The sequence below is a fragment of the Klebsiella sp. GW_Kp181 genome, from assembly GCF_040062315.1.
GTDB classification, from domain to species: domain Bacteria; phylum Pseudomonadota; class Gammaproteobacteria; order Enterobacterales; family Enterobacteriaceae; genus Klebsiella; species Klebsiella oxytoca.
This window is the reverse complement of record NZ_JBEAFR010000004.1, coordinates 176,120-201,713: the sequence shown is the minus strand read 5'-3', so window position 1 is coordinate 201,713 and position 25,594 is coordinate 176,120. Positions and strand designations below refer to the sequence as shown.

17 protein-coding genes, 1 tRNA gene and 1 pseudogene are annotated in these 25,594 nt (G+C 57.0%); 17 read left to right on the top strand and 2 right to left on the bottom strand.

Annotation, left to right across the window (positions count from 1 at the left end; all coding sequences use genetic code 11):
- The first annotated feature begins 141 nt into the window (after positions 1 to 141).
- Positions 142 to 2,472 carry a molybdopterin guanine dinucleotide-containing S/N-oxide reductase gene (locus ABLV11_RS05070; protein WP_064343980.1) on the top strand — a complete coding sequence of 777 codons (2,331 nt, stop codon included), beginning with the start codon at positions 142 to 144 and terminating at the stop codon, positions 2,470 to 2,472.
- Here the strand turns inward: ABLV11_RS05070 and ABLV11_RS05065 are convergent.
- Positions 2,435 to 2,881, bottom strand: coding sequence for an N-acetyltransferase (locus ABLV11_RS05065; protein ID WP_004106753.1), 447 nt, complete (start codon positions 2,879 to 2,881; stop codon positions 2,435 to 2,437). The genes ABLV11_RS05070 and ABLV11_RS05065 overlap by 38 nt on opposite strands.
- On the bottom strand, positions 2,859 to 3,440 hold the full coding sequence (gene tag / locus ABLV11_RS05060; RefSeq protein WP_004116312.1) for a DNA-3-methyladenine glycosylase I: 582 nt from the start codon (positions 3,438 to 3,440) through the stop codon (positions 2,859 to 2,861). The genes ABLV11_RS05065 and tag overlap by 23 nt, the downstream gene beginning before the upstream one ends.
- A 159-nt stretch (positions 3,441 to 3,599) precedes the next feature.
- Between tag and ABLV11_RS05055 the strand changes: the two genes are divergently transcribed.
- The 16 genes and pseudogenes from ABLV11_RS05055 to bcsD all read left to right on the top strand — a co-directional run bounded on the left by ABLV11_RS05055 (position 3,600) and on the right by bcsD (position 25,583).
- Positions 3,600 to 4,244, top strand: a complete 645-nt coding sequence (locus ABLV11_RS05055) for a hypothetical protein (protein ID WP_004106749.1) — start codon at positions 3,600 to 3,602, stop codon at positions 4,242 to 4,244.
- Between the two features lie 239 nt (positions 4,245 to 4,483).
- Entirely contained in the window at positions 4,484 to 5,686 is a 1,203-nt protein-coding gene (locus ABLV11_RS05050) for an MFS transporter (protein ID WP_126488058.1), read from the top strand.
- Positions 5,687 to 5,927: 241 nt separating this feature from the next.
- Positions 5,928 to 7,616, top strand: a complete 1,689-nt coding sequence (gene eptB, locus ABLV11_RS05045) for a kdo(2)-lipid A phosphoethanolamine 7''-transferase (RefSeq protein ID WP_126488060.1) — start codon at positions 5,928 to 5,930, stop codon at positions 7,614 to 7,616.
- An 89-nt stretch (positions 7,617 to 7,705) separates the two neighbouring features.
- Positions 7,706 to 7,782 (top strand) — tRNA-Pro (locus ABLV11_RS05040).
- A gap of 171 nt (positions 7,783 to 7,953) precedes the next feature.
- Positions 7,954 to 8,340: a hypothetical protein gene (locus tag ABLV11_RS05035; protein WP_172598495.1), complete on the top strand. Its 387-nt coding sequence runs from the start codon at positions 7,954 to 7,956 to the stop codon at positions 8,338 to 8,340.
- 449 nt (positions 8,341 to 8,789) lie between these two features.
- Positions 8,790 to 10,397, top strand: coding sequence for a dipeptide ABC transporter periplasmic-binding protein DppA (gene dppA / locus ABLV11_RS05030; protein WP_126488064.1), 1,608 nt, complete (start codon positions 8,790 to 8,792; stop codon positions 10,395 to 10,397).
- 107 nt (positions 10,398 to 10,504) lie between these two features.
- A complete protein-coding gene (dppB, locus tag ABLV11_RS05025; protein ID WP_004106742.1) occupies positions 10,505 to 11,524 on the top strand; it encodes a dipeptide ABC transporter permease DppB in 1,020 nt (339 codons plus the stop codon).
- A 9-nt stretch (positions 11,525 to 11,533) separates the two neighbouring features.
- On the top strand, positions 11,534 to 12,436 hold the full coding sequence (dppC, locus tag ABLV11_RS05020; RefSeq protein ID WP_004106740.1) for a dipeptide ABC transporter permease DppC: 903 nt from the start codon (positions 11,534 to 11,536) through the stop codon (positions 12,434 to 12,436).
- Between the two features lie 10 nt (positions 12,437 to 12,446).
- Complete coding sequence (gene dppD, locus ABLV11_RS05015; protein WP_016807730.1) at positions 12,447 to 13,430, top strand: dipeptide ABC transporter ATP-binding protein; 984 nt, start codon at positions 12,447 to 12,449, stop codon at positions 13,428 to 13,430.
- Positions 13,427 to 14,440: a dipeptide ABC transporter ATP-binding subunit DppF gene (dppF, locus tag ABLV11_RS05010; RefSeq protein ID WP_049591478.1), complete on the top strand. Its 1,014-nt coding sequence runs from the start codon at positions 13,427 to 13,429 to the stop codon at positions 14,438 to 14,440. Before dppD ends, dppF begins: the two co-directional genes overlap by 4 nt.
- Before the next feature lie 702 nt (positions 14,441 to 15,142).
- Positions 15,143 to 15,730 (top strand): cellulose biosynthesis protein BcsO, encoded by a 588-nt coding sequence (locus tag ABLV11_RS05005; RefSeq protein ID WP_016807732.1) that lies wholly within the window; start codon positions 15,143 to 15,145, stop codon positions 15,728 to 15,730.
- A gap of 1 nt (position 15,731) precedes the next feature.
- A pseudogene (bcsQ, locus tag ABLV11_RS05000) lies at positions 15,732 to 16,524 on the top strand (cellulose biosynthesis protein BcsQ).
- A 20-nt stretch (positions 16,525 to 16,544) separates the two neighbouring features.
- On the top strand, positions 16,545 to 18,656 hold the full coding sequence (gene bcsA / locus ABLV11_RS04995) for a UDP-forming cellulose synthase catalytic subunit (protein ID WP_004106724.1): 2,112 nt from the start codon (positions 16,545 to 16,547) through the stop codon (positions 18,654 to 18,656).
- The gene (gene bcsB, locus ABLV11_RS04990; protein WP_126488066.1) at positions 18,653 to 21,058 is read left to right on the top strand and encodes a cellulose biosynthesis cyclic di-GMP-binding regulatory protein BcsB; all 2,406 of its coding nucleotides are present in this window, start codon (positions 18,653 to 18,655) and stop codon (positions 21,056 to 21,058) included. Before bcsA ends, bcsB begins: the two co-directional genes overlap by 4 nt.
- Positions 21,055 to 25,107: a cellulose biosynthesis protein BcsC gene (locus ABLV11_RS04985; protein ID WP_126488068.1), complete on the top strand. Its 4,053-nt coding sequence runs from the start codon at positions 21,055 to 21,057 to the stop codon at positions 25,105 to 25,107. Before bcsB ends, ABLV11_RS04985 begins: the two co-directional genes overlap by 4 nt.
- Complete coding sequence (bcsD, locus tag ABLV11_RS04980) at positions 25,107 to 25,583, top strand: cellulose biosynthesis protein BcsD (RefSeq protein ID WP_162680327.1); 477 nt, start codon at positions 25,107 to 25,109, stop codon at positions 25,581 to 25,583. The genes ABLV11_RS04985 and bcsD overlap by 1 nt, the downstream gene beginning before the upstream one ends.
- Positions 25,584 to 25,594 lie beyond the last annotated feature (11 nt).

Sequence of the window (25,594 nt, the reverse complement as noted above, 5' to 3'; positions counted from 1 at the left end):
TTGCCACAGCGACCGTGACGGTTGATTATGACGCCCGAAGCCGGAGAAAATTCCGCAGAGAGCATCTCAATTTGTAAATAACATTGAACGGCTGAATAACTTGTCGTCACTACACCTGCTATCGCTGACCAGGAGCCCGTTTTGCCAACCTCATCTGCCACCAAAACTATTCTGACCGCCGCCCACTGGGGACCCATACTGGTCGAAACCGATGGTGAAAACGTCATCTCGTCGCGCGGAGCGCTTGATACGCCTTTCGCCAACTCCCTGCAAACTGCCGTGCGCGATCAGGTGCACAGCAAAACTCGGGTACGTTACCCGATGGTGCGTAAGGGCTTCCTCGCCTCGCCAGAAAGCCCACAAGGCGTGCGCGGGCAGGACGAGTTTGTGCGGGTGAGCTGGGAGCAGGCGCTGGATCTGATTCACGCTCAGCATCGACGCATTCGCGACAGTTATGGCCCGAGCGCCATCTTCGCGGGTTCCTACGGCTGGCGTTCTAACGGCGTGCTGCACAAAGCGGCGACGCTGCTCCAACGCTATATGAGCCTGGCGGGCGGTTATACCGGGCATCTGGGCGATTATTCCACCGGCGCGGCGCAGGCGATCATGCCGTACGTGGTTGGCGGTAATGAGGTTTATCAGCAGCAGACCAGCTGGCCAATGGTGCTGGAACATAGCGATGTGGTGGTGCTGTGGAGCGCTAACCCATTAAATACGCTAAAAATTGCCTGGAATGCTTCCGATGAGCAGGGCATCCCGTGGTTCGATCGTCTGCGTCAGAGCGGGAAGCGGGTGATCTGCATCGATCCAATGCGATCGGAAACGGCGGAATTCTTTGGCGACGCGGCGGAGTGGATCGCCCCGCATATGGGCACCGACGTGGCGCTGATGCTCGGTATCGCCCATACGCTGGTGGAAAACGGCTGGCAGGATGACGCGTTTTTGGCCCGCTGCACCAGCGGCTATGACGTTTTCGCCCGCTATCTGACCGGGGAGAGCGACGGAACGGCCAAAACGGCGGAATGGGCGGCGGCGATCTGCGGCATTAGCGCGGAGAAAATTCGCGAACTGGCACAACTTTTCCACGAACACACCACCATGTTAATGTCCGGCTGGGGAATGCAGCGCCAGCAGTTTGGCGAACAAAAGCACTGGATGCTGGTGACCCTTGCCGCCATGCTCGGCCAGATCGGCACCGAGGGCGGAGGCTTTGGCCTCTCCTATCACTTTGCCAACGGCGGCAACCCTACGCGCCGCGCGGCGGTGCTGGCCTCAATGCAGGGCAGCGTGGCGGGCGGTACCGATGCAGTGGAAAAAATCCCGGTCGCGCGCATCGTTGAAGCGCTGGAAAACCCCGGGGCGTCTTATCAACATAACGGTATGGAACGCCGCTTCCCGGATATCCGCTTTATCTGGTGGGCGGGCGGCGCCAACTTTACCCATCATCAGGATACCAATCGCCTGATCCGCGCCTGGCAAAAGCCGGAGCTGGTGGTGATTTCCGAATGCTTCTGGACCGCGGCGGCGCGCCATGCCGATATCGTCCTGCCTGCGACAACCTCATTTGAACGCAACGATATGACGATGACCGGCGATTACAGTAACCAGCATCTGGTGCCGATGAAGCGGGTGGTCGCGCCGCGCGATGAAGCGCGCGATGATTTCGAGGTCTTCGCCGATCTCAGCGAGCGCTGGGAAGCGGGCGGGCGGGAGCGCTTCACTGAGGGTAAAAACGATCTGCAGTGGCTGGAGACGTTTTACCAGATTGCCGCCCAGCGCGGCGCGGCGCAGCAGGTTTCCCTGCCGCCGTTCGCCCAGTTCTGGCAGGACAATCAGTTGATTGAAATGCCGGAAAATCCTGAAAACGCGCGTTTCGCCCGCTTTGCCGCCTTCAGGGCCGATCCGCTGGCGAATCCGCTGAAAACCGCCAGCGGAAAAATTGAAATTCACTCGCCGACCATCGCCGGGTTTGCTTATGCGGATTGCCCGCCGCATCCTATGTGGCTGGAGCCGGACGAGTGGCACGGCAATGCGCAGGCAGGCCAGCTTCAGGTGCTTTCCGCGCATCCGGCGCATCGCCTTCATAGCCAGCTCAACCAGACGTCGCTGCGTGAACGGTACGCTGTGGCGGGCCGTGAACCGTTAACCCTTCATCCGCAGGATGCGCAGGCGCGCAATATTGCCGATGGCGATCTGGTGCGGGTATGGAATTCACGCGGTCAGGTGCTGGCCGGCGCAGTGGTAACCGAGGGTATCCGTCCGGGGGTTATCTGCCTGCATGAAGGGGCGTGGCCGGATCTCGACGCTCAGGCGGGTATCTGCAAAAACGGTGCGGTAAACGTGCTTACCAAAGATATTCCCACCTCGCGGCTGGGCAACGGCTGCGCCGGAAATACGGCGCTGGCCTGGCTGGAAAAATATACCGGACCCGAGCTTACGCTGACGGCATTTGATCCGCCGACCAATGCATAATCCAGGTTGGATGCTGGGTTTCATCCTGCCATGCGCAGTCTTCAATGCGGAAGCCTTGCGCATGGTAGAAATTTACCGCCTGAACGTTTTTCTGATATACCTCGAGGCTGAGCCAGCCGTAGTGTTTTTTGACTTCGCTGATTAGCGCGCTGCCGATACCCTGTCTGACGGCGTCCGGCGCAACGAACAGCGCGCCGATGAAGCGGGATTCCATTACGCTGATAAAGCCCTTCAGCATGCCATCCTGTTCCCAGACCCAGGTTTGGGCGGCGGGCAGATAAACGTCGCGCACTATCGCCAGGCTATCATGCCAGTAGCTTTCGGCGATAAACGGGTGCGCGTGGATCGTACTTTCCAGCCACAGCTCAAGCAGCGGGCCGGTTTCGCTAGCGTCCCAGTGACGAATCATCCTGGCCTCCTGTGCGACAGAAACAGCCGGTGACGTGGTCATTGACCAGACCGCAGGCCTGCATAAAGGAGTAGCAGATAGTGGAGCCGACAAACTTAAAGCCGCGTTTTTTCAGCGCTTTCGATAGCGCGTCAGAAGCGGGGGTGGTTGTCGGGATCTCCGCCAGCGTGGCGGCGGTCGTCACCTGCGGTTGATTGTCGACGAACGACCAGACGAAATCTGCGAAAGGTTCGCCATTTTCTTCCATTGCCAGGAAGGCGCGAGCGTTGCCGATGATGGCCTGGATTTTACCGCGGTGGCGAATAATACCGGCGTCGAGAAGCAGACGTTCAATATCTTCTTCACCCATAGCGGCGACGCGAACCGGGTCAAACTGGTGAAAAGCGTTGCGGTAGTTTTCACGCTTTTTCAGCACGGTGATCCACGATAGTCCGGCCTGCTGGCCCTCAAGGCAAATCATCTCAAACAGCTTACGAGGATTCTTTTCCGCAACGCCCCACTCGCTATCGTGATACTCAATGTATAAAGGATCCTGACTGACCCATCCGCAACGTTGCATCTGCCTCTCCCTTTTGTCATAAAAATCAGTCGTTCAACTTGACGGCTGAAAGATAAAGATAATAGTTAATACAGGGTTATTATTCCCACAGCAGGAATAGGGCACCCCATAAAAAAACACAGCAACTTTGCCGTTTCGGCTCTTTTTGGAGTCGCATTAATGATAATAAAGAAATGCAATGGCCTCCGGGGATTCCTGGTCCCGGCGTGCGTATCCGTCTGGGCGTCGTGTGTTGCCGGTGCGAATGCCTGGCAACAGGAATATATCGCTATCGATACAAAAAGTAATACAGCGGAACGCTATACATGGGACAGCGATCACCAACCGCGCTATGAAGATATTCTCGCGGAGCGGATAAATGCGGCCGACGATCCTTCAGGACTGGCATTTAATAAGGCAGTCTCCCCGGCAGATAGCGCCCGCGGGATGAGCGTCGGCTGGAATTTCTCTCTGCTCGAGGGCATGACGTCCGGTCCGGTAGCCAGTTTACATACCGATTTGACTTCGCCGCTGCTTAGCCGAAATGCCGCCGGAGCCGGCTATGTGAATACGCTGGGCTGGCGGGTCGATTACCAGAAATTATGGGGCGTACATCCGTGGGCGCAGGTGAGCTATAACCAGGGATTAACGACGGATTCTGGCGGGCCGAATCGCGCGCAGGATGGCGCCTGGCGGGACGTGACCTTTGGCGCGGATATGTCGCTTAACCCCCATATAGCCGCCTGGGCGGCGCTATCGCAGGCGGATAATGTGACCTCCGGGGAAAACTATCTCTATTTAATGGGCGTGAGCGCCAATTTTTAATTTATTTGTATCATGTTTTATTTAATTTATTAACGTATCAGTTACAGCAGTGACGCATCTTGCAGCGATAGTGGACACTAACTTTGCAGTAAATATTTAAGGCGTGAATGTTTTGCAATGTCATTCATTCCGTCTTTTATGCATTTCATTCCGCAGTAGCGGCAGCTCATGCCTTTTTTCCCCAGGCTTAAAGGGGACTTCGTTATGGTGGCGGCAGTTAATTATTCAGGACAACTGCTATGAACGCTGCAAACCGTCAATACACCCGCTGGCTCACGCTGCTCGGCACTATCATTACGCAATTTGCGCTGGGATCGGTTTATACATGGAGTTTGTTCAATAGTTCCCTTTCCGCCAGGCTGAACGAACCGGTAAGCCAGGTGGCATTCTCATTTGGCCTGCTAAGCCTTGGTCTGGCGCTCTCCTCATCCGTGGCGGGTAAATTACAGGAACGTTTTGGCGTCAAACGCGTCACCATGGCGTCAGGCGTTCTGCTGGGCCTCGGTTTCTTCCTTACTGCTCATTCAAACAGCCTGATGATGCTGTGGCTGAGCGCGGGCCTGCTGGTGGGGCTGGCAGACGGCGCCGGCTATCTGCTCACGCTGTCAAACTGCGTCAAATGGTTCCCGGAACGTAAGGGGCTGATCTCCGCCTTTTCCATCGGTTCTTATGGGCTTGGCAGCCTGGGCTTTAAATTTATTGATTCCCATCTGCTGGCGACGGTCGGCCTTGAGAAAACCTTTATTATCTGGGGCGCAATCGTGCTGGTGATGATTGTGTTCGGCGCGACGCTGATGAAAGACGCACCGAACCATACCGCTACCGCCAACAACGGCGTCGTCGAAAACGACTTCACCCTTGCCGAATCGATGCGTAAACCACAGTACTGGATGCTGGCGGTAATGTTCCTGACCGCCTGCATGAGCGGCCTGTACGTGATTGGCGTGGCGAAAGATATTGCCCAGGGGATGGTGCACCTTGATGTGGCGACGGCAGCTAACGCGGTTACGGTAATCTCTATCGCTAACCTTAGCGGTCGCCTGGTGCTGGGGATCCTGTCTGATAAAATGTCCCGTATTCGAGTGATTACCATCGGGCAGGTTGTTTCGCTTATCGGTATGGCGGCGCTGCTGTTCGCTCCGCTGAACGCTACCACTTTCTTCGCCGCCATTGCCTGCGTGGCCTTTAACTTCGGCGGTACGATTACCGTCTTCCCGTCGCTGGTTAGCGAATTCTTTGGTCTCAATAACCTGGCGAAAAACTACGGCGTGATTTATCTCGGCTTTGGTATCGGCAGCATTTGCGGTTCCCTGATTGCGTCCCTGTTCGGCGGTTTCTACGTGACCTTCTGCGTCATCTTTGCGCTGCTGATTCTCTCCCTGGCGCTATCGACCACCATCCGCCAGCCGAAAAGTGAGATTTATCACGAAGCGCATGCCTGAAGCCGGGCGTTATCGTGGTCTCGATGATTAATCACCTAAGCTAATAGTGCCAATCCAACCAAATGTTTTGTAAATGTTTGGTTGGATCACATTCCCTCCTGATACTTTTCCCTTCCGCTGTGGTCTACTTAGCGCGCATTGTAGAGGTTTCTTATAACCAAGCTAAACGCACTTTATTAACCTGCTTACTTATATTGCTTAAGTCGGGCGGTTTTATCTCTTCGTTTTCCAGGTTTTTTGCATGAAATACATTAAAACGATGACGCAGCTGAAGCTCAGTATCTGGCTGGCGCTGTACATCGGCTGGTTTATGAACGCTGCCGTACTCTTCCGCCGCTTCGAAGGGTACGCTCAGGAATTTACCATCTGGAAAGGACTCTCAGGGGCAGTGGAACTGGTCGGGACTTTCCTGGTCACCTTCTTTCTGCTGCGTATTTTGTCGCTGTTCGGACGCCGGGTCTGGCGTATCCTCGCGACTATCGTCGTTCTATTCTCCGCTGCCGCCAGCTATTACATGACCTTCCTGAACGTGGTGATCGGCTACGGGATTATCGCCTCGGTGATGACCACCGACATCGACTTATCCAGAGAGGTGATCGGCTGGCACCTGATCCTCTGGCTGGTGCTGATGAGCGCGCTGCCGCTGCTGCTTATCTGGAGCAACCGCTGCCGCTTCACGCTGCTGCGGCAAATTCGTACCCCTGGCCAGCGGATGAAGAATATTACGATTGTATTGCTGGCGGGATTGATGGTCTGGGGGCCAATCCGTTTGCTGGAGGTCCGTCAGAAGAACTTCGAGCGGAGCTCAGAGGTCGATCTGCCAAGCTACGGCGGCGTAGTGGCTAACTCCTACCTGCCGTCAAACTGGCTTTCGGCGCTGGGGCTGTACGCGTGGGCGCAGGTTGATGAGTCATCGGATACTAAATCCCTGATTAATCCGGCGAAAAAATTTACCTACGTGGCGCCCGAAGGGCTCGACGATACCTACGTGGTGTTTATCATCGGCGAAACCACCCGCTGGGATCATATGGGGATTCTGGGCTATAGCCGTAATACCACGCCTAAGCTGGCGCAGGAGAAAAACCTGGTCGCTTTTCGCGGATACTCCTGCGATACCGCGACTAAGCTGTCCCTGCGCTGTATGTTCGTCCGTCAGGGCGGGGCGGATGATAATCCGCAGCGGACGCTGAAAGAGCAGAACGTTTTTGCCGTTCTGCATCAGCTTGGCTTTACCGGCGACCTGTATGCCATGCAGAGCGAGATGTGGTTCTACAGCAACACGATGGCGAACAATATCGCCTATCGCGAGCAGATTGGCGCGGAGCCGAGTAACCGCGGCAAGAGCGTTGACGATATGCTGCTGGTGGACGAAATGAAGCGCGGTCTGGCGAAGAATCCCAATGGTAAGCATCTGATTATTCTGCATACCAAAGGGTCGCACTTTAACTATACCCAGCGCTATCCGCGCAGTTTTGCGCAGTGGCAGCCGGAGTGCGTTGGCGTCGATAATAAGTGTTCGAAGGCTGAGCTGATTAACTCGTATGATAACAGCGTGACCTATGTCGATCACTTTATTGTCAGCGTGCTGGATCAGCTGCGGGATAAGAAAGCGATTGTTTTCTATGCCGCCGACCACGGCGAGTCCATTAATGAGCGCGAGCACCTGCACGGTACGCCTCGCAAGATGGCGCCGCCGGAGCAGTTCCGCGTGCCGATGATGGTATGGATGTCGGATAAGTATCTGGCGTCTCCCGATCATGCCGCCTCTTTTGCTCGTCTGAAGCAGCAGGCAGCCATGAAGGTGCCGCGCCGCCACGTAGAGCTGTATGACACCATTATGGGCTGTCTTGGCTATACTTCGCTGGATGGCGGGATTAACCAATATAACAACTGGTGCCACGTTCCTGACGCTGCGGCGAAAAAGCCGTAGCGGAGTGGCGAGTTTCTCGCCGCTTGAGCGACTTTTTCATAATAAGGCATTGACGGGTGTGTATCGCAGCAGTAAGATGCGCCCGCATTCGGTGATTGGCGCAGCCTGGTAGCGCACTTCGTTCGGGACGAAGGGGTCGGAGGTTCGAATCCTCTATCACCGACCAAATTCAAAAGCCTGCTCAACGAGCAGGCTTTTTTGCATCTGTAGCTTTTACTGATATGCAGCATCGCCTCCGGGAATTTCAGCCGCACCGCACACCGCTCCCGGGGGCGGCGCAATGCGCCTTGCCCGGGCTACAGGTTCAGCATTGTCTGCGGGCAGGTAGCCCGGACAGATGCGCAGCATCGCCTCCGGGGATTTCAGCCGCACCGCACACCGCTCCCGGGGGCGGCGCAAAGCGCCTTGCCCGGGCTACAGGTTCAGCATTGTTTGCGGGCAGGTAGCCCGGACAGATGCGCAGCATCGCCTCCGGGAAAAGGCGCTGCCTGCTAAGAGTGTGAAAAAACGCATCCATCCTCATTTCCTGCCGCCAATTCCCTGTTTTGTGACATCTTCCATTGTATTTTTTTATATATACTCCGATCTTTTTTCGCGAAGCTTATGGATAACTTCAGCATTTTCCGCTGTGCGTTTTAACGTTCACGCTATTTATCGCTCACATATTGGTCACATCGCAAGAAATTTTTACCATTTCCTGGAATTGCTTATGACTGCCTGTTGAAAAATATAAAGGGCTTTATTCTGTCTATTGGCCGCTAGCATAAATTTCTCTGCTGGAAATAGCGCATTGCACTTTTTTTAATCTTTGCCTGCCGATTCTCACCCCGGATGTAAAACCAGGTTGGCTGTATTGACGTTTCCCCATTCTGTTGACAGATTGTAGGGCATGAGGGGCATTTCATGGAGAATCCGTACTGCAACTCAGTCGTTTTTGCGAAAGGAATCCCCATCTCTCTCAACGCTTTCGGGCACCACCGACCGGACCGGGTATATTCTAAATAGTTCGAGCTGCGGGAAGGCGGCAAGCTTGAGAATCCCCAGGAGCATAGATGGCTATGTGACTGGAGCGATCGAGCGCAGCCAACGCATCCGTAGTTCGAAATATGACGAATAAAAATAAATAAAGGTCTGGCGGATATATGCAAACAACATCACATTTGGAGCAGAATAATGAGTATTTCCTTGAAGAAATCAGGGATGCTGAAGCTTGGTCTGAGCCTGGTTGCCATGACCGTCGCAGCAAGCGTACAAGCGAAGACCCTGGTTTATTGTTCAGAAGGTTCGCCGGAAGGCTTTAACCCACAGCTTTTCACCTCTGGTACCACCTATGACGCCAGCTCAGTGCCAATTTATAACCGCCTGGTAGAATTCAAAACCGGCACCACGGAAGTTATTCCGGGCCTGGCGGAGAAATGGGAAGTTAGTGAAGACGGAAAAACCTATACTTTCCATCTGCGTAAAGACGTGAAGTGGCAGGATAACAAAGATTTTAAACCGACCCGCACGCTGAACGCCGATGACGTCGTTTTCTCATTCGACAGACAAAAAAATACCAATAACCCGTACCACAAAGTGTCTGGCGGCAGCTATGAATACTTTGAAGGCATGGGATTACCAGACCTGATTAGCGAAGTGAAGAAAGTGGACGATAATACCGTCCAGTTCGTGCTCACCCGTCCGGAATCGCCGTTCCTTGCCGACCTCGCTATGGACTTCGCCTCTATTCTGTCAAAAGAGTATGCCGATAACATGCTGAAAGCCGGTACGCCGGAGAAAGTGGACCTCAACCCAATCGGTACCGGTCCGTTCCAGCTGCTGCAGTATCAAAAAGACTCCCGTATTCTCTATAAAGCCTTCCCGGGTTACTGGGGCACTAAGCCGAAAATCGATCGCCTGGTCTTCTCCATCACCCCTGATGCTTCCGTGCGCTACGCTAAGCTGCAGAAAAATGAATGCCAGATCATGCCGTACCCGAACCCGGCAGACATCGCGCGCATGAAGGAAGACAAAAATATCACCCTGCTGGAACAGCCGGGTCTGAACGTCGGCTACCTCTCTTTCAACACCGAGAAGAAGCCGCTGGATGATGTCAAAGTTCGTCAGGCGCTGACCTACGCGGTAAACAAAGAAGCGATTATCAAAGCCGTTTATCAGGGCGCCGGCCAGGCCGCGAAGAACCTGATCCCGCCGACCATGTGGGGCTATAACGACGACATTAAAGACTACACCTACGATCCAGAAAAAGCGAAAGCGCTGCTGAAAGAGGCAGGACTGGAAAAAGGCTTTACCATCGACCTGTGGGCGATGCCGGTACAGCGTCCGTATAACCCGAACGCGCGCCGTATGGCTGAGATGATTCAGGCCGACTGGACTAAAGTTGGCGTCCAGGCCAAGATCGTGACCTTCGAGTGGGGTGAATACCTCAAGCGCGCGAAAGCGGGCGAGCACCAGACCGTAATGATGGGCTGGACCGGCGACAACGGGGATCCGGATAACTTCTTCGCGACCCTGTTTAGCTGCGCCGCGGCAAAAGACGGTTCTAACTACTCCCGCTGGTGCTACAAGCCGTTTGAAGACTTGATTCAACCGGCTCGCGCTACCGACGACCACAACAAGCGTATTGAGCTGTACAAACAGGCTCAGGTTGTGATGCATGACCAGGCGCCGGCGCTGATCGTCGCTCACTCCACCGTCTATGAGCCGGTGCGTAAAGAGGTCAAAGGCTACGTGGTCGATCCATTAGGTAAACACCACTTCGATAACGTCTCTATCGAATAATAACAGCGTGTTTCCCCTCTCCCCGCCTTGGGGAGAGGGAATTGACATTTGTGAGCAATACAGACGTCCTGTCACCAGGCGGGTCGTCACTAGAGAGAATCCGGGTTATGTTGCAGTTCATTCTCCGACGTTTGGGACTTGTCATCCCGACATTTATCGGTATTACCCTTCTCACTTTTGCCTTCGTTCATATGATTCCCGGCGACCCGGTGATGATTATGGCGGGCGAACGTGGTATTTCCCCTGAACGTCACGCGCAGCTGCTGGCCGAGATGGGCCTTGATAAACCGATGTGGCAGCAGTACGTCAACTATATTTGGGGCGTGATGCACGGTGATTTGGGCATCTCGCTGAAAAGCCGTATTCCCGTCTGGGAAGAGTTCGTACCGCGCTTTAAAGCCACGATGGAGCTGGGCGTCTGCGCGATGATTTTTGCCGTCATTGTCGGTATCCCGGTGGGCGTGCTGGCGGCGGTTAAGCGCGGCTCTATCTTCGACCACACCTCCGTTGGCCTCGCGCTGACCGGCTACTCTATGCCCATCTTCTGGTGGGGCATGATGCTAATCATGCTGGTGTCGGTGCAGCTCAATCTGACGCCGGTTTCCGGGCGTATCAGCGATACCGTCTTCCTTGACGATACCCTGCCGTTGACCGGATTTATGCTGATCGATACCGCGATTTGGGGCGAGCCGGGCGACTTTATTGATGCGGTAATGCATATGATCCTGCCCGCAGTGGTGCTGGGGACGATTCCCCTGGCGGTGATCGTGCGTATGACCCGTTCGTCGATGCTGGAAGTGCTGGGTGAGGATTATATCCGTACCGCGCGCGCGAAAGGCCTGACGCGGATGCGGGTAATCATCGTGCATGCTTTACGTAACGCGATGCTGCCGGTGGTCACGGTTATCGGCCTGCAGGTCGGTACGCTGCTGGCGGGGGCTATCCTGACCGAAACCATCTTCTCCTGGCCGGGCCTTGGCCGCTGGCTGATTGATGCGCTGCAGCGCCGCGACTATCCGGTGGTGCAGGGCGGGGTGCTGCTGGTGGCGACGATGATTATTCTCGTCAACCTGCTGGTCGACCTATTGTACGGCGTGGTGAACCCGCGTATCCGGCATAAGAAGTAAGGGGCCATCATGTCACAAGTTACTGAAAATAAAGTTGTCGCCGCGCCGGTGCCAATGACCCCGTTGCAGGAGTTCTGGCACTATTTTAAACGTAATAAAGGCGCCGTCGTGGGGCTGGCCTATGTCGCGGTGATGATCATCATCGCCGTCTTCGCCAACTTCCTCGCGCCTTACAATCCGGCGGATCAGTTCCGCGATGCGCTGCTGGCTCCGCCGTTCTGGCAGGAGGGCGGCAGCATGTCCCACCTGCTTGGCACCGATGACGTTGGCCGCGATATCCTGTCGCGCCTGATGTACGGCGCGCGCCTGTCGCTGCTGGTAGGCTGTCTGGTCGTTGTGCTATCGCTGATCCTCGGTGTGGTACTCGGTCTTGTCGCGGGCTATTTTGGCGGCGTGATTGACTCGGTCATTATGCGCGTTGTCGACATTATGCTGGCCCTGCCAAGTCTGCTGCTGGCGCTGGTGCTGGTGGCCATCTTCGGCCCGTCGATCGTCAATGCCTCAATAGCGCTGACCTTTGTCGCCCTGCCGCACTACGTGCGTCTGACCCGCGCGGCGGTGCTGGTAGAGGTGAACCGCGATTACGTCACCGCTTCCCGCGTGGCGGGGGCCGGCGCGATGCGTCAGATGTTCATCAACATTCTTCCTAACTGCCTTGCGCCGCTGATTGTTCAGGCGTCTCTGGGCTTCTCTAACGCCATTCTCGATATGGCCGCTCTTGGCTTCCTTGGCATGGGTGCGCAGCCGCCGACACCGGAGTGGGGCACGATGCTCTCCGACGTGTTGCAGTTCGCGCAGAGCGCCTGGTGGGTCGTCACCTTTCCCGGTGTCGCTATCCTGCTGACGGTGCTGGCATTTAACCTGATGGGTGACGGTCTGCGTGACGCGCTCGATCCCAAACTGAAGCAGTAAGAGGTTCGAGATGGCGTTATTAAATGTAGATAAACTCTCGGTGCACTTCGGCGACGAAGGGACGCCGTTCCGCGCCGTAGATCGCGTGAGCTACAGCGTAAATCAGGGCGAAGTGGTTGGTATCGTCGGCGAGTCCGGTTCGGGTAAATCGGTTAGCTCTTTGGCGATTATGGGGCTGATTGACTATCCCGGCCGGGTGATGGCTGAAAAGCTGGAGTTTAACGGTCGCGACCTGAAGCGCATTTCCGAAAAAGAGCGCCGCCAGCTGGTGGGCGCGGAAGTGGCGATGATCTTCCAGGACCCGATGACCAGCCTGAATCCGTGCTATACCGTCGGCTACCAGATTATGGAAGCCATTAAGGTGCACCAGGGCGGCAACAAGAAAACCCGCGTGCAGCGGGCGATTGACCTGCTGACGCTGGTCGGTATCCCCGACCCGGCTTCGCGTCTTGATGTCTATCCGCATCAGCTTTCCGGCGGTATGAGCCAGCGCGTGATGATTGCGATGGCCATCGCCTGTCGGCCAAAGCTGCTGATTGCCGATGAACCCACGACGGCGCTGGATGTGACTATCCAGGCGCAGATCATTGAGTTGCTGCTTGAGCTGCAGCAAAAAGAGAATATGGCGCTGATCCTGATCACCCACGATCTGGCGCTGGTGGCCGAAGCGGCGCACAAAATCATCGTCATGTACGCGGGGCAGGTGGTGGAAACCGGCGACGCGAAGGATATCTTCCGCGCGCCTCGTCACCCCTATACGCAGGCGCTGCTGCGCGCGCTGCCGGAGTTCGCTCAGGATAAAGCGCGCCTTGCCTCGCTGCCGGGCGTGGTGCCGGGTAAATACGACCGTCCGAACGGCTGTTTGCTCAATCCGCGCTGCCCCTATGCGACAGACAAATGCCGCAGTGAAGAACCTGAGCTGAACCTGCTTAACGGCGGTCGCCAGTCGAAATGTCATTACCCACTTGATGATGCCGGGAGGCCTGGGCTATGAGTACGCATGAGGCCATCACGCAACAGCCTCTGTTGCTGGCCACCGATCTGAAAAAATACTACCCGGTGAAGAAGGGGCTGTTTGCGCCGGAACGCCTGGTCAAAGCGCTGGACGGCGTTTCGTTTACCCTTGAACGCGGTAAAACGCTGGCGGTGGTAGGGGAGTCTGGCTGCGGCAAGTCGACGCTCGGTCGTCTGCTGACGATGATTGAAATTCCCACCGGCGGGGAGCTTTACTACCAGGGACAGGACCTGTTGAAGCACGATCCGCAGGCGCAGAAGCTGCGCCGGCAGAAAATCCAGATTGTGTTCCAGAATCCCTACGGTTCGCTTAACCCGCGTAAAAAGGTGGGGCAGATTCTCGAGGAGCCGCTGCAGATCAACACCAGCTTGAGCAAAGAGCAGCGCCGGGAGAAGGCGCTGGCGATGATGGCGAAAGTGGGTCTGAAAACCGAACATTACGACCGTTATCCGCATATGTTCTCCGGCGGCCAGCGTCAGCGTATCGCGATTGCCCGCGGTCTGATGCTGGACCCGGACGTGGTGATTGCCGATGAACCGGTCTCCGCGCTGGACGTTTCGGTGCGCGCGCAGGTGCTGAACCTGATGATGGATTTACAGCAGGATCTGGGGCTTTCTTACGTCTTCATCTCTCACGATTTGTCGGTCGTGGAGCATATCGCTGATGAAGTCATGGTGATGTATCTGGGCCGCTGCGTGGAGAAAGGGACGAAGGATCAAATCTTCAATAACCCGCAGCATCCGTACACTCAGGCGCTGCTGTCAGCCACGCCGCGTCTGAATCCGGATGACCGCCGCGAGCGTATCAAGCTCACCGGCGAGCTGCCGAGCCCGCTGAATCCGCCGCCTGGATGCGCGTTTAACGCCCGCTGTCGCCGCCGTTTTGGCCCATGTACCCAGCTTCAACCGCAGTTGAAAGACTACAGCGGCCAGCTGGTGGCCTGCTTTGCGGTCGACCAGGATCAAAACGGCGAGAAGCCGCTGAGCTGATCCAGGTAACCGATAATCAAAGCCGAAGCCTGTGCTTCGGCTTTTTTTAGCCCGGACTCAGCGCTGTTGGAACAAACCTACAACGAACAATGCTGGCACCCTACGCCAGTACAATAGTTATTGCGGGAAATCGAGATAACTACATGAAAATATTTTGTTTTGTCTTCGTTCTTTCTTTGGTTGGAGCGGGTAAGCAGCAAAGGTGATTCATGAAGTTGTTCCTTGTTGTTCGGTCAACGCTTTATATTCCTGGTTTTTAGCTAACATCCTGAGCTATTTATTTTGCGCCGCGGTGTTATTTATTATTTTAATTAAGCGTGGCAGGTGATTACTAAAGACATTAAAAAATATTAAAATGTTTTCTCTTTCGTATTCAGTCGGCGCGTATTACACGGTTTTTAAAAGTTAAACGGCATAAAAAACTACGGTCTGCTGATAGCCCGGCAGGTTGCGGGGGGATTGATGACGCTGCCGCCCAAAAAATGGGGCTATCATTTTGAAAAAGAGCTGTTAGTGTAGCCGCACTACCGCTATGGAATTAAACCAGTCAGGCTTATTCAAAATAATCAAATTAATACTAAAGTTAGCGTATCGTGACGGGCGTAACTCCCCAAAAAACAACCCATTAAACTATGCTCTGGCGGCATAGCATGACAATTAAAACAGATTAAATATGATGTATTTAAAATCATGAGGTTATCTATGAACCATTATGATGATTTGCAGCGCTTTAAGGAAAAGACGCGGACACACAGTCTCCCATTCAAGGACCTCTCATCAGAAACCGGCGCCGGTGAAAAAGGCGATTGGGTTATTCTCAATCAGCTTATTCCTGCCGAGCAAGCATCCTCTTTGGCTATGGGAGGATCGGTATCTTTACCCCTGCCGCAGCTGGTGCCGGCCAATATGTTTCATCAGGTGGAGCGGACAGCCATTCAGACCGCGCCGGCGGCATCGTCGGTTGCGCCGTCGGTAATGATTCCCGACCCTGTCGCCCCATCCGCGCCGCAGCCTGTGCCCGCGGTGAGTCATATTGCTCCGGTTGCCGTAGAACCGATAGTGCAGGCAGGCGAGGCCGCGACCGGGCAAGCGTTCCGGACAGCCGTATCGCAACCTGTTGCGCCGCTATCTGACCACGTGCCAGCTCCGGCTGTCAGACCTCGCCCGGCGATAGCGCCGACGGTGGACGGTTTTGCCCATCTCTTTGCGGCAAAAACGGTGGCGCCAGCGGCGAAAGATAAAGATCAGCCCCTGAAATCACTCTTAGAAAGGATTGCGACATGCCGTTGATCTGCGTGTGTTCGCCGAAAGGCGGCGTAGGAAAGACGACCCTGGCGGCAAACCTGGCCTGGGCGTTGGCCCGCGCAGGCAGCAAAGTCCTCGCTCTGGATTTTGATGTGCAGAACGCGCTGCGCCTGCATTTTGGCGTGCCTCTCGGCGATGAGCGTGGGTATGCCGCAAAAGCGCTGGAGCTCCATGACTGGAGCCAGTGCGTGTTAAGCGCCGGCAGCAATATTTTCGTTTTGCCCTACGGCGAGGTGAGCGAGGCGCAGCGACAGGCGTTCGATGAGCGTCTGACCCATGACGCGCATTTCCTGACGCGCGGGCTGGCGGCACTGCTTAACTACCCTGGGCTGATTACCGTTGCCGACCTGCCGCCGGGTCCTTCACCCGCGCTAAAGGCGCTGACTTCGCTGGCCGACATGCATCTGGTACCGCTGCTGGCGGATACCGCATCGATGTCCGCATTGTCGCACGTGGAAAAGCAGCGCCTGACCGGAGGCGCTCTCAACGCTAAACACGGTCACTATTTTGTGATTAACCAGAGCGATAACCGTCGCCAGGTCAGTCGCGATGTCACGGCGTTGATGGAAGAAAAGCTGGGCGATCGTCTGCTGGGCATTATTCATCGTGATGAAAGCGTGGTGGAGGCAAATGCCTCCCAGAAGTCGATCCTCGACTTTAACTCATCCTCCGCAGCCGCCTTTGATATTGAAATTATTGCCAAAAAAATCTCTGCGCAGTTGGGTATCAATATCGGCGACGGCACGGTGCACAGCCAGCCTCGCAGGTCAGGTCTTTAATTTAACTGCAGGGCTGCTGAATGAAAAAAACGCTTTTCTGGGCGCTGGTACTGGTGCTTGCGCCCATTGCCGTGCTGGTGGTGATTACGCCGATGGACAGCCAAAAGCAGTCTATTTTTGGCCTGCTGAGCATCGGTATTCTCTTTGTTATGGGTTTCAGTAAAAACCGCAGCGTTTCCGTCATTATGGTGGTGACATCGCTGTTGATGTCGACCCGTTATATGTATTTTCGTCTGACGCAGACCCTGCATTTCAACTCCACCATCGAAGCGATTCTGGGAATGGGGTTGTTTCTGGCGGAAGTCTATATCTGGGTGATGTTGCTGCTGAACTACCTGCAAACGGTCTGGCCGCTGAAGCGTGAAATCGTCCCGTTGCCCGATGATATGAGCCAGTGGCCGACGGTAGATATCTATATTCCCAGCTATAACGAACCGCTTGAAGTGGTGCGTGATACCGTGCTCGCTGCGCAATGTATTGATTATCCAAAAGATAAATTAAAAATCTATTTGCTGGATGACGGCAAGCGTAACGAATTCGCGGTATTCGCCGCCGACGTTGGGGTAGGGTATATCACCCGCAACGATAACAAACACGCCAAGGCAGGCAACCTCAACCACGCGATGACGCTAACCAACGGCGAGCTGATCTGCGTTTTTGACTGCGACCACGTGGCAACCCGCGTCTTCTTGCAGGCAACGGTGGGGGGATTCCTCAAAGACCCGATGCTGGCGCTGGTGCAGACGCCGCACTATTTTTACTCGCCGGATCCCTTCGAGCGCAATCTCTCCGTCGGCCGCAATATTCCCAACGAAGGGATGCTGTTTTATGGTCCGATTCAGCAGGGAAACGACAACTGGAATGCGACCTTCTTCTGCGGTTCCTGCGCGGTTATTCGCCGCGCTGCGCTGGAGCAGATCGGTGGCTTTGCGGTTGAGACCGTCACCGAAGACGCCCATACCGCGCTGAAGTTCCAGCGTCTGGGCTGGAAATCGGCGTTCCTGGATATTCCTCTGGCGGCAGGTTTGGCTACCGAACGCCTGGTGGTGCACGTCATTCAGCGTACCCGCTGGGCCCGCGGGATGACGCAAATTTTCCGTCTGGATAACCCGCTACTTGGCCGTGGGCTAACGTTCCAGCAGCGCCTGTGCTACCTCAGCGCCATGCTCTATTATCAGTTCGCTCTGCCGCGCGTGGTCTTTGTCACCGCACCGCTGGCCTATCTGCTGTTCAACCTGAATATCATCTACTCCTCGGCGAGCCTGATTGTTTCCTACGCGCTGCCGCATCTGTTCCTCGCGATCTATGTCGGATCGCGCATGAACGGCCGCTATCGCTACAGTTTCTGGGGCGAAATCTACGATATCGTGCTGGCCTTCCACCTGGTGCTGCCAACGCTGGTCACCATGATTTTCCCCAAACGCGGAAAATTCAACGTGACCGATAAAGGCGGCCTGCTGGACGTGGGCTACTTCGACTTTACCGTCGTCAGGCCACACCTGGTCGTCGCCTGCCTGCTGGGCCTGGGGGTGGTGGTTGGTATCGTCCGCGCCATCGGTCACGACTATTTTGGCTCAGACCCGAACGTTATCGCGCTGAACGTCGGTTGGGGGATTTACAGCCTGATTTTCCTGCTGGCCGCCATTGCCGTGGCGCGCGAAACCCGTCAGGTACGAAAAACGATTCGTATTGATGTCGATATCCCGGTGCTTATCCACTACACCAGCGGCATTGTCTCCCGCAGCCACACCGCAGATCTGTCCATGGGCGGTTGCCGCGTAAGCGCGCCGGATAAGCGTCACCTGGAGGATGAAATCGAAGAGATTGAGCTGATTCTTCAGTCCGGAGCGATTTCGATCCCGGTACGCCAGGTCACCGCTGACGATCGGTTTATCCGCCTGCAATTTGATGAAAACATTCAGCTTTCCCGTCGCCGTGAACTGGTGCGGGTGGTGCTGGCCCGCGCCGATGCGTGGATTAACCCGCCGCGCCCGCAGGACAATCCGTTCCGCTCTTTCGCCACGATTTTACGCTGCGTATTTGAACTCTTCTGGCTGACGTGGAAGACGCGCCGCAGCCAGCGTCGTCAGCCCTCTGCGGCAAACCCCGCGCAGGAGGATGGCAGTCTATGAAATCCTTAACGACGCTCGCGCTGCTGGTTGGAGTGCTCTCTGCGCCAGCGCTGCACAGCGAGGAGATGCCCGCAGATTCATTGCCGGAGCTTAACTTTCCGCTTCCAGATGCGGCTGCGAACAGCGCATCGGCGCCCGCTAGCGAAGCGAATTCACCGGCGACGACGGAAGCCGCGTCGGCAAACGCCGCTCAGCCGGATTCGCTACCCGCGCTGCCGCCGATAACGCCTGTTGTCCCTGATACGGTACCGCTTACGCCGATCGTTGGCGGCAATCTTAACCTGATGCAGATGGGCATGCCGGACGGCATTATCCTCAGCGGTGGACAAAATCAGGGCGGCGCCAGCTTTACGCTCCCCTCCGATCAGGTGGTCACCCACGCCCAGCTGATGCTGGAGGTCAAGGTTTCGCCGGAGATGGCGTCCCGCAACGCCACGCTGCAATTAATGCTCAACGGCCAGCCGCTCGGCACCTTGCCGCTGGGGGCTGATGGCGAGGATATTTCGCACTACCAGCTGGATATCCCGGCGGCGCTGATGGTGTCCAGCAACAACCTGAGCTTTAAGATTAACGACGGCGATGCGCTGCAGTGCCGGCTCGATATTCACGACACCTCGCGGGTAACCATTCTGCCCGGCTCCCACTTTAGCTGGGAGAGCCAGCAGCTCAATATCAGCAACGATTTGGGCCACTTCCCGCGCCCGTTTTTCGACCGTATGCAGATGACGCCAGCGGATATCGCTATCGCGTATCCGGAGAAACCAACGGCGGATATTTTCAGCGCAGCGGCGCTGGTGTCGTCATGGCTGGGTATTCAGGCCGACTATCGCGGTATCGCTTTTGACGCGCTGCGCGATCGCCTGCCCGAGAAACACGGGATTATCATCGGTCATCCCGGGGATCGGGTGGGCGGCCTGACGCTGCCGCAAACCGACAAACCGCTGCTGCGGATCGTGGAAAATCCCGGTAATCCGGCTTATAAGCTGCTGCTGATCGTCGGCCAGAATGACGCCGCACTGCGCATGGCCGCGTGGCGCCTGACCCGCGGCGATTTCGCCCCGCAGACGGCCAGCATGACCGTGGATCCGCAGGCGATTCCCGTCGGCAAGCCCTACGATGCGCCGCGCTGGATCGCCACCGATCGTCCGGTAAAAATCAGCGAGCTGATCCGTCAGGATCAAAGTATGACCGTTAGCGGCGTGTGGCATGAACCGCTGCGCGTGGCCTTTCGCGCCGCGCCGGATCTTTATCTGTGGGATGGAGAAACTATCCCCCTGCAAATTGGCTATCGTTTCCCGTCGGAGAACTGGATTAACGAGGATAAGTCGCTGCTGAGCGTGACGCTGAACAACACCTTCCTTAATAATCTACCGATGAACAAACAGGGGCCGCTGGAGAAGCTCTGGCGGCATCTGGGCGGCGACGCGCGTCAGGAACGGTTTACTATCCCGCTGGCGCCGTATCTGATTTACGGTGATAACCAGCTGTCGCTCTATTTCAACCTGGTGCCGAAGGATAACGCGCCCTGTTCGCTCCTGCTGAACAGCACTATCAAGAGTCGAATCACCGACGATTCGTGGATCGATTTGAGCGGTACGCGGCACTTCTCGCTGCTGCCGAATCTTTCCTATTTTGTCGGCGCTTCGTTCCCGTTCTCCCGGTTAGCGGATTATTCGCAAACTACGCTGCTGCTGCCGGAACAGCCTTCGGAAACCCAGGTGGCGATGATGCTGAATCTGGCAGCCCGTTCGGGTAATTCAACCGGCAAAGCGTTAGCCAACAACCGCGTAATATTGGGCGTTCCTGACGGCGGCGCCAATGCGCCGCTGCTGCGCGATCGCGACGTGCTGGCGGTTAGTTCCCTCGATCAACAAGCGTTTAACCAGCGCCTGCTGGCCCATTCCCCCTACGCCCCGGTCGATAACCTGCTGAGCGTACGTGAACCGACGCTGTGGGAAAAGATTCAGCGCAGGCTGAGCGGCGACTGGGCTTCCGACGGCGTCGATGCCGATCGCTATTTCTCCTCCAGCAGCGCCTGGCGCGGTTTTATCAGCTATCGCTCACCGTGGAACCCGCAGCGGGTGGTGGTGGTGGCGATGGCCAGCAGCGACGATCAGCTGGCGAAACTGGAAGACGATCTTAATTCCCCCCGTATCAATGCCGGTATTCGCGGCGATACGGCAGTGATCACCAGCGATAACGGCGTGCGTAGCTTCCAGGTCAGCACGCCGTTCCCCAGCGGCCAGATGCCGTGGTACATGATGGCGGTATGGTACGCCAATCAGCACTCCGGGCTGCTGGCGGTGCTGGGGTTGATTACGACATCGATTCTGGGTCTGGCGCTGACCGCCATGTTTAAACGTCATGCTCGTAAGCGCCTGGATTCGGGAGAGAGCCAATGAAAAGAGCCAGCAGAATGAATACCCATGCAGCCCGTCAATTTTCTACGCTGTGCCTGTCCGGCGCGCTGACGCTTGGCGCATTCGGCGGAGCGCACGCGGCGGGTAACGATGCCGCGCTACAAGCGTTGTTCGCACAGGCCAACTACTGGCACGAAAAATCGCATGACGAACTGGCGATGGAATCGCTGCAAAAAGTGCTATCGGTGGATGCCAACAACGCTCAGGCGCTGTACCTGATGGCGCTATGGGCGCAGCAGGGGGGCAATCTGCAGGCCGCAGCCCAGTGGCGGGCGCGGCTGGAGAAAGCGGCGCCCGACAGCCCCGGACTACAGGATCTGGATAGCGCAAAAAAAATGGCGCAGGTGCCGCAGGGACAGCTCACTCTGGCCAGACAGCAGGCGCGCAGCGGCAATGTTCCCGCCGCGCTGGCGACCTGGCGGAGTATGTTTAACGGCAACGTTCCGCCTTCCGGGCTGGCGGCCGAATACTATATGACCATGGCCAGCGACAAGGCGCTCTACCCACAGGCGTTGAGCGAACTACGTCAATACGTCGCGCAGCATCCGCAGGAGAACGCGCCGCGCGTTGCCCTGGGCAAAGTGCTCACCTGGCGCGAAGAGACCCGCCGGGAAGGCATCGCCATGCTGGAGCCGATGGCGAGCGGCAGCAAAGAAGCCGATAGCGGGCTGCGTCAGGCGCTGCTGTGGCTGGGGCCGCAGCCGGGGGATGAGCCGTTTTACGACACCTGGATGCAGCGTCATCCGCAGGATACTGAAGTCCAGAACTACTTTCGCGAACGGCGCAGCGGCCAGGCGCGCGGCCAGGGCTATTCTGACCTCAACAGCGGCAATACCGCCGCGGCGAAGCAGCAGTTTGAACAGGTTCTGCAAAGCAACCCGCAGGACGCTGACGCGCTGGCCGGAATGGGCTATATCGCCCAGCGCAGCGGCGATTTTCAGGCGGCCTCTCAGTATTTGAGCCGGGCGGCGGATCTCGGCGGCGATGGCTCGGAAACCCGTCGTCAGCAGGCGGCGGATGCGCTGTTTTACGGGCAGCTCGCCCAGGCGCAGCAGGCTTACAAGCAAGGGAATATTAGCCAGGCGCTGGCGCTCTCTGCGCCGCTGGCGCAGCAGAGCGGGACGCAGGGCACGGCGGCGAAGCTGTTCCGCGCCGACGTTCTGCGCCATAACAAAGATTTGCCGCAGGCCGAACAAACGCTACGGGCGCTGCTCAACGACCAGCCGCAAAACGGCCCGGCGCGGGAGAATCTCTATTACGTTCTGCGCGAACAGAATAAAACGGCGGAAGCGCAGGCGATGCTGCGCACGCTGCCGGAAAGCCTGCAGCAAAAACTGCAGCCGCGGGTGGTCATCGGACAGCCCGGCGATTCGCTGCGTCGCCAGGCGCAGGAGCAGGCCAGCGCCGGTAACGTGACGGCGGCTATCGCCATGCTGCGCCAGGGGCTTTCTCGCTATCCGGACGATGCGTGGATGCGCCTCGATCTGGCCCGTATGCTGCAAAAAGCCGGTAACGACGGTGAGGCAAATGCGGTTATGGGCGCCGCCTGGCGTCCCGGCGCCGGCGCCAGCTCGCTGTACGCTGCGGCACTTTTTGCCAGCGAGAACGGCGGCTGGCAGCAGGCGCAAACCCTGCTGGCAAGAATTCCCCCCGCCAGTCAGACCAGCCAGATGCGCGACCTGAAACAACGGGTGAACTACAACCTGCAGCTGGCGACGGCGGAGAGCTATCTGGCGCAGGGCAATACCGTTGCCGCTGCTAATACGCTCAGGACGATGACCGCAACGCCGCCTGAAGCCCCGGCGGATGTGGGTAAACTGGCGCGGCTGCTGGCCCAGAGTGGCGATGTCACCACCGCGGTATCGCTGGTGCGCAACAATATTAACGGCGGTATCTCAGGTAATGCCGGGGATTATGCCGATCAGGTGACGGTACTTAACCAGGCGGGCCTGACAACCGAAGCGCAGAGTTTGCTCACTAACCCGCAGCTGCAGGCAAGCAGTACGCCGACGCAGCTGGCCAGTATTCGCAACGGTTATGTGATTAACGAAGCGGACCATCTGCGCGAGCAGGGCAACTACGCGGCAGCGTATGACAAGCTGATGGGCGCGATGCAGAACGACCCGCAAAATACCGATCTGATGTTCGCTATGGCGCGGCTCTATCAGAGCGGCAAAATGAACAAAGAGGCCGGTGTCGTCTACGACTATCTGATGACCCGCGATACGCCGACGCAGGATGCGCGCAGCGGGGCTATTGATGTCGCACTCTCGGCGGGGAATAGTGAGCGGGCGGCGCAGCTGGCGGGTGGACTGCGCCCGGATAACTCGCCGGACCGCTTGCTGCTGCTGGCGCGCGTTGCCGAGTCGCAGGGGCATCATCAGCAGGCGATGACTTACCTGCGCAGCGCCCGCGGCAGGCTGCTGGGACAACAGAGCAGCAATGGCGCGCAAACGCCGACCGTGGGCGGCGCGCTGGCGGCGGATAATCCGTTTGTCGGCGTCTCGCGTACCCCCGGGGCGACGCGTGCAGCCTCCGCCTACGGGCAATATATGCCGTGGCAGGTCTCTCAGGTATCGACCGGGGATGGCGGCGCGCTGCCGGGGATCCAGCGCACCGATCTGCCGGTAGAAACCGCCCAGACCCGGATGCTGCGCCAGGTGGATACCATGATGGAGACGTTGCAGGAAAAAACCGGCACCTGGCTGCAGGGGGGCATGGAGGTTCGCGGTCGCGACGGCGAATCCGGCACCAGTAAGCTCAGCGAGATAAAAACCCCGCTCACCTGGTCCTCATCGCCGTTTGGTGATTCGCGTTTCGATTTTACCGTTACGCCGATTACGCTGAACGCGGGGACGGCGACCGGCGACGCCTGGCGGCGTTACGGCGCGAACCCGCTATCCAATGCAGTCTCCAATATGATTTCCACCGCGACCAGCGAGCAGGCGGCGATTGCGGCGATGACCGCGACCGAGCGCACGACGTACTTTGCCAACAATCCGGGGGCAGAAGCCTTGAGCGGTCTGGGCACGCTCAAGGCCTCTGACTTTAACGCCACCACCAGCAGCGGCATGGAGAATCTGGCGAAACTCGGAACTTACGATTCCGGGCAGGTCGCCAGCTATCTGGCCTCTTCCAGCCTGAAGCCGAATGTCGATCAGGCGAGCGGCTCAACCGATTCACAAAAAGCCAACGGCGTGGAGCTGGCTCTGGCGCTGAGCGGCGACGAATACCGCGTCGATATCGGCAGCACGCCGCTGGGCCAGGATCTAAATACCGTGGTGGGCGGCGTAAAGTGGTCGCCGAAGCTGACCAACTATCTGTCGTTGATTTTTACCGGCGAGCGTCGGTCGCTGACCGACAGTCTGCTCTCCTGGGTAGGGCTGAAGGATTCCTACTCCGGCAAGACCTGGGGGCAGGTGACCAAAAACGGCGGTACCCTGCAGCTAAGCTATGACGACGGCGATGCCGGTTTCTACGTCGGCGGCGGGGGCTATAGCTACCTGGGGCAAAACGTCGCCAGCAATACCAGCATAAACGCCAACGCCGGAGTTTATTTGCGGCCTTACCACGATGAGTATCGTCAGCTGCAGACCGGTTTGAGCATGAGTTACATGGATTACTCGAAAAACCTGAGCTACTTCACCTACGGGCAAGGGGGCTACTTCAGCCCGCAGAACTACGTCAGCGTATCGCTGCCGGTGAGCCTGACGGAAAAATATGACAACTGGACGATGAAACTTGGCGGCTCGGTGGGCTATCAATCCTATAGCCAGGATAAGAGCGCTTATTTCCCGACTAACGCCGGGTGGCAGCAGGCCCTCGAGACCGCAGTGAGCAACGGTTTTGCCAAAGAAGCCTACTATTCAGCCACTTCGAAGAACGGTATCGGCTATACCCTACGCGCTGGCGCAGATTACAAAGTCAACAAACAAATGACGCTCGGTGGCCAGGTTGGCTATGACACCTTCGGCGATTATAACGAGAGCACCGCTGGTCTCTATATCCGCTACATGCTGGGAGATAACTGATCGTGACGGACAATAATAACGCGCAGGTTATGACGTGGTTTCAGCAGCAGCAAACGCCTGCCGGATGGTTCGATCTGCTGCTCATTATGGTTGATGGTATGGTCAACAACGCGGGTGAGCTGGAGAGCCAGCCCTTTCTGCGGCAGATGGGCGAGGTGCTGGCCGATGAACATCCGCTGCCGGAGTCTGAGACTCTCGGCCAGCTGGAGACCAACATGAATGCGCTGCTAAGCCGCTTTCAGTGGGGCTTCGTCAGCGTCGAGGTGAACGATGAAGGCCTGCGATTACGCCATCAGGCTCTGCCGGTCAGCCGCGATGAAGCGCGGCGCATCCGCTGGTGTAATGCATTTTGTGCCATACTCGAGGGGCTCTATTCCCGCTGGTTACAGGGACAGGGCGGCGCGGCGCACGTGGTTTTACAGCGTGAGCGGCTGTTTTCAGTCTCTGACGTTCAGTTTCTTTACTTCCATCCCTAATGGGTGAATTT

What these genes read in the sequence shown, in the direction of transcription:
- ABLV11_RS05065 (WP_004106753.1), bottom strand. Translation starts at nt 2,881, where the DNA reads ATGATTCGTCACTGGGACGCTAGCGAAACCGGCCCGCTGCTTGAGCTG.
- tag (WP_004116312.1), bottom strand. Translation starts at nt 3,440, where the DNA reads ATGCAACGTTGCGGATGGGTCAGTCAGGATCCTTTATACATTGAGTAT.
- ABLV11_RS05055 (WP_004106749.1), top strand. Translation starts at nt 3,600, where the DNA reads ATGATAATAAAGAAATGCAATGGCCTCCGGGGATTCCTGGTCCCGGCG.
- ABLV11_RS05050 (WP_126488058.1), top strand. Translation starts at nt 4,484, where the DNA reads ATGAACGCTGCAAACCGTCAATACACCCGCTGGCTCACGCTGCTCGGC.
- eptB (WP_126488060.1), top strand. Translation starts at nt 5,928, where the DNA reads ATGAAATACATTAAAACGATGACGCAGCTGAAGCTCAGTATCTGGCTG.
- ABLV11_RS05035 (WP_172598495.1), top strand. Translation starts at nt 7,954, where the DNA reads ATGCGCAGCATCGCCTCCGGGGATTTCAGCCGCACCGCACACCGCTCC.
- dppA (WP_126488064.1), top strand. Translation starts at nt 8,790, where the DNA reads ATGAGTATTTCCTTGAAGAAATCAGGGATGCTGAAGCTTGGTCTGAGC.
- dppB (WP_004106742.1), top strand. Translation starts at nt 10,505, where the DNA reads ATGTTGCAGTTCATTCTCCGACGTTTGGGACTTGTCATCCCGACATTT.
- dppC (WP_004106740.1), top strand. Translation starts at nt 11,534, where the DNA reads ATGTCACAAGTTACTGAAAATAAAGTTGTCGCCGCGCCGGTGCCAATG.
- dppD (WP_016807730.1), top strand. Translation starts at nt 12,447, where the DNA reads ATGGCGTTATTAAATGTAGATAAACTCTCGGTGCACTTCGGCGACGAA.
- dppF (WP_049591478.1), top strand. Translation starts at nt 13,427, where the DNA reads ATGAGTACGCATGAGGCCATCACGCAACAGCCTCTGTTGCTGGCCACC.
- ABLV11_RS05005 (WP_016807732.1), top strand. Translation starts at nt 15,143, where the DNA reads ATGAACCATTATGATGATTTGCAGCGCTTTAAGGAAAAGACGCGGACA.
- bcsA (WP_004106724.1), top strand. Translation starts at nt 16,545, where the DNA reads ATGAAAAAAACGCTTTTCTGGGCGCTGGTACTGGTGCTTGCGCCCATT.
- bcsB (WP_126488066.1), top strand. Translation starts at nt 18,653, where the DNA reads ATGAAATCCTTAACGACGCTCGCGCTGCTGGTTGGAGTGCTCTCTGCG.
- ABLV11_RS04985 (WP_126488068.1), top strand. Translation starts at nt 21,055, where the DNA reads ATGAAAAGAGCCAGCAGAATGAATACCCATGCAGCCCGTCAATTTTCT.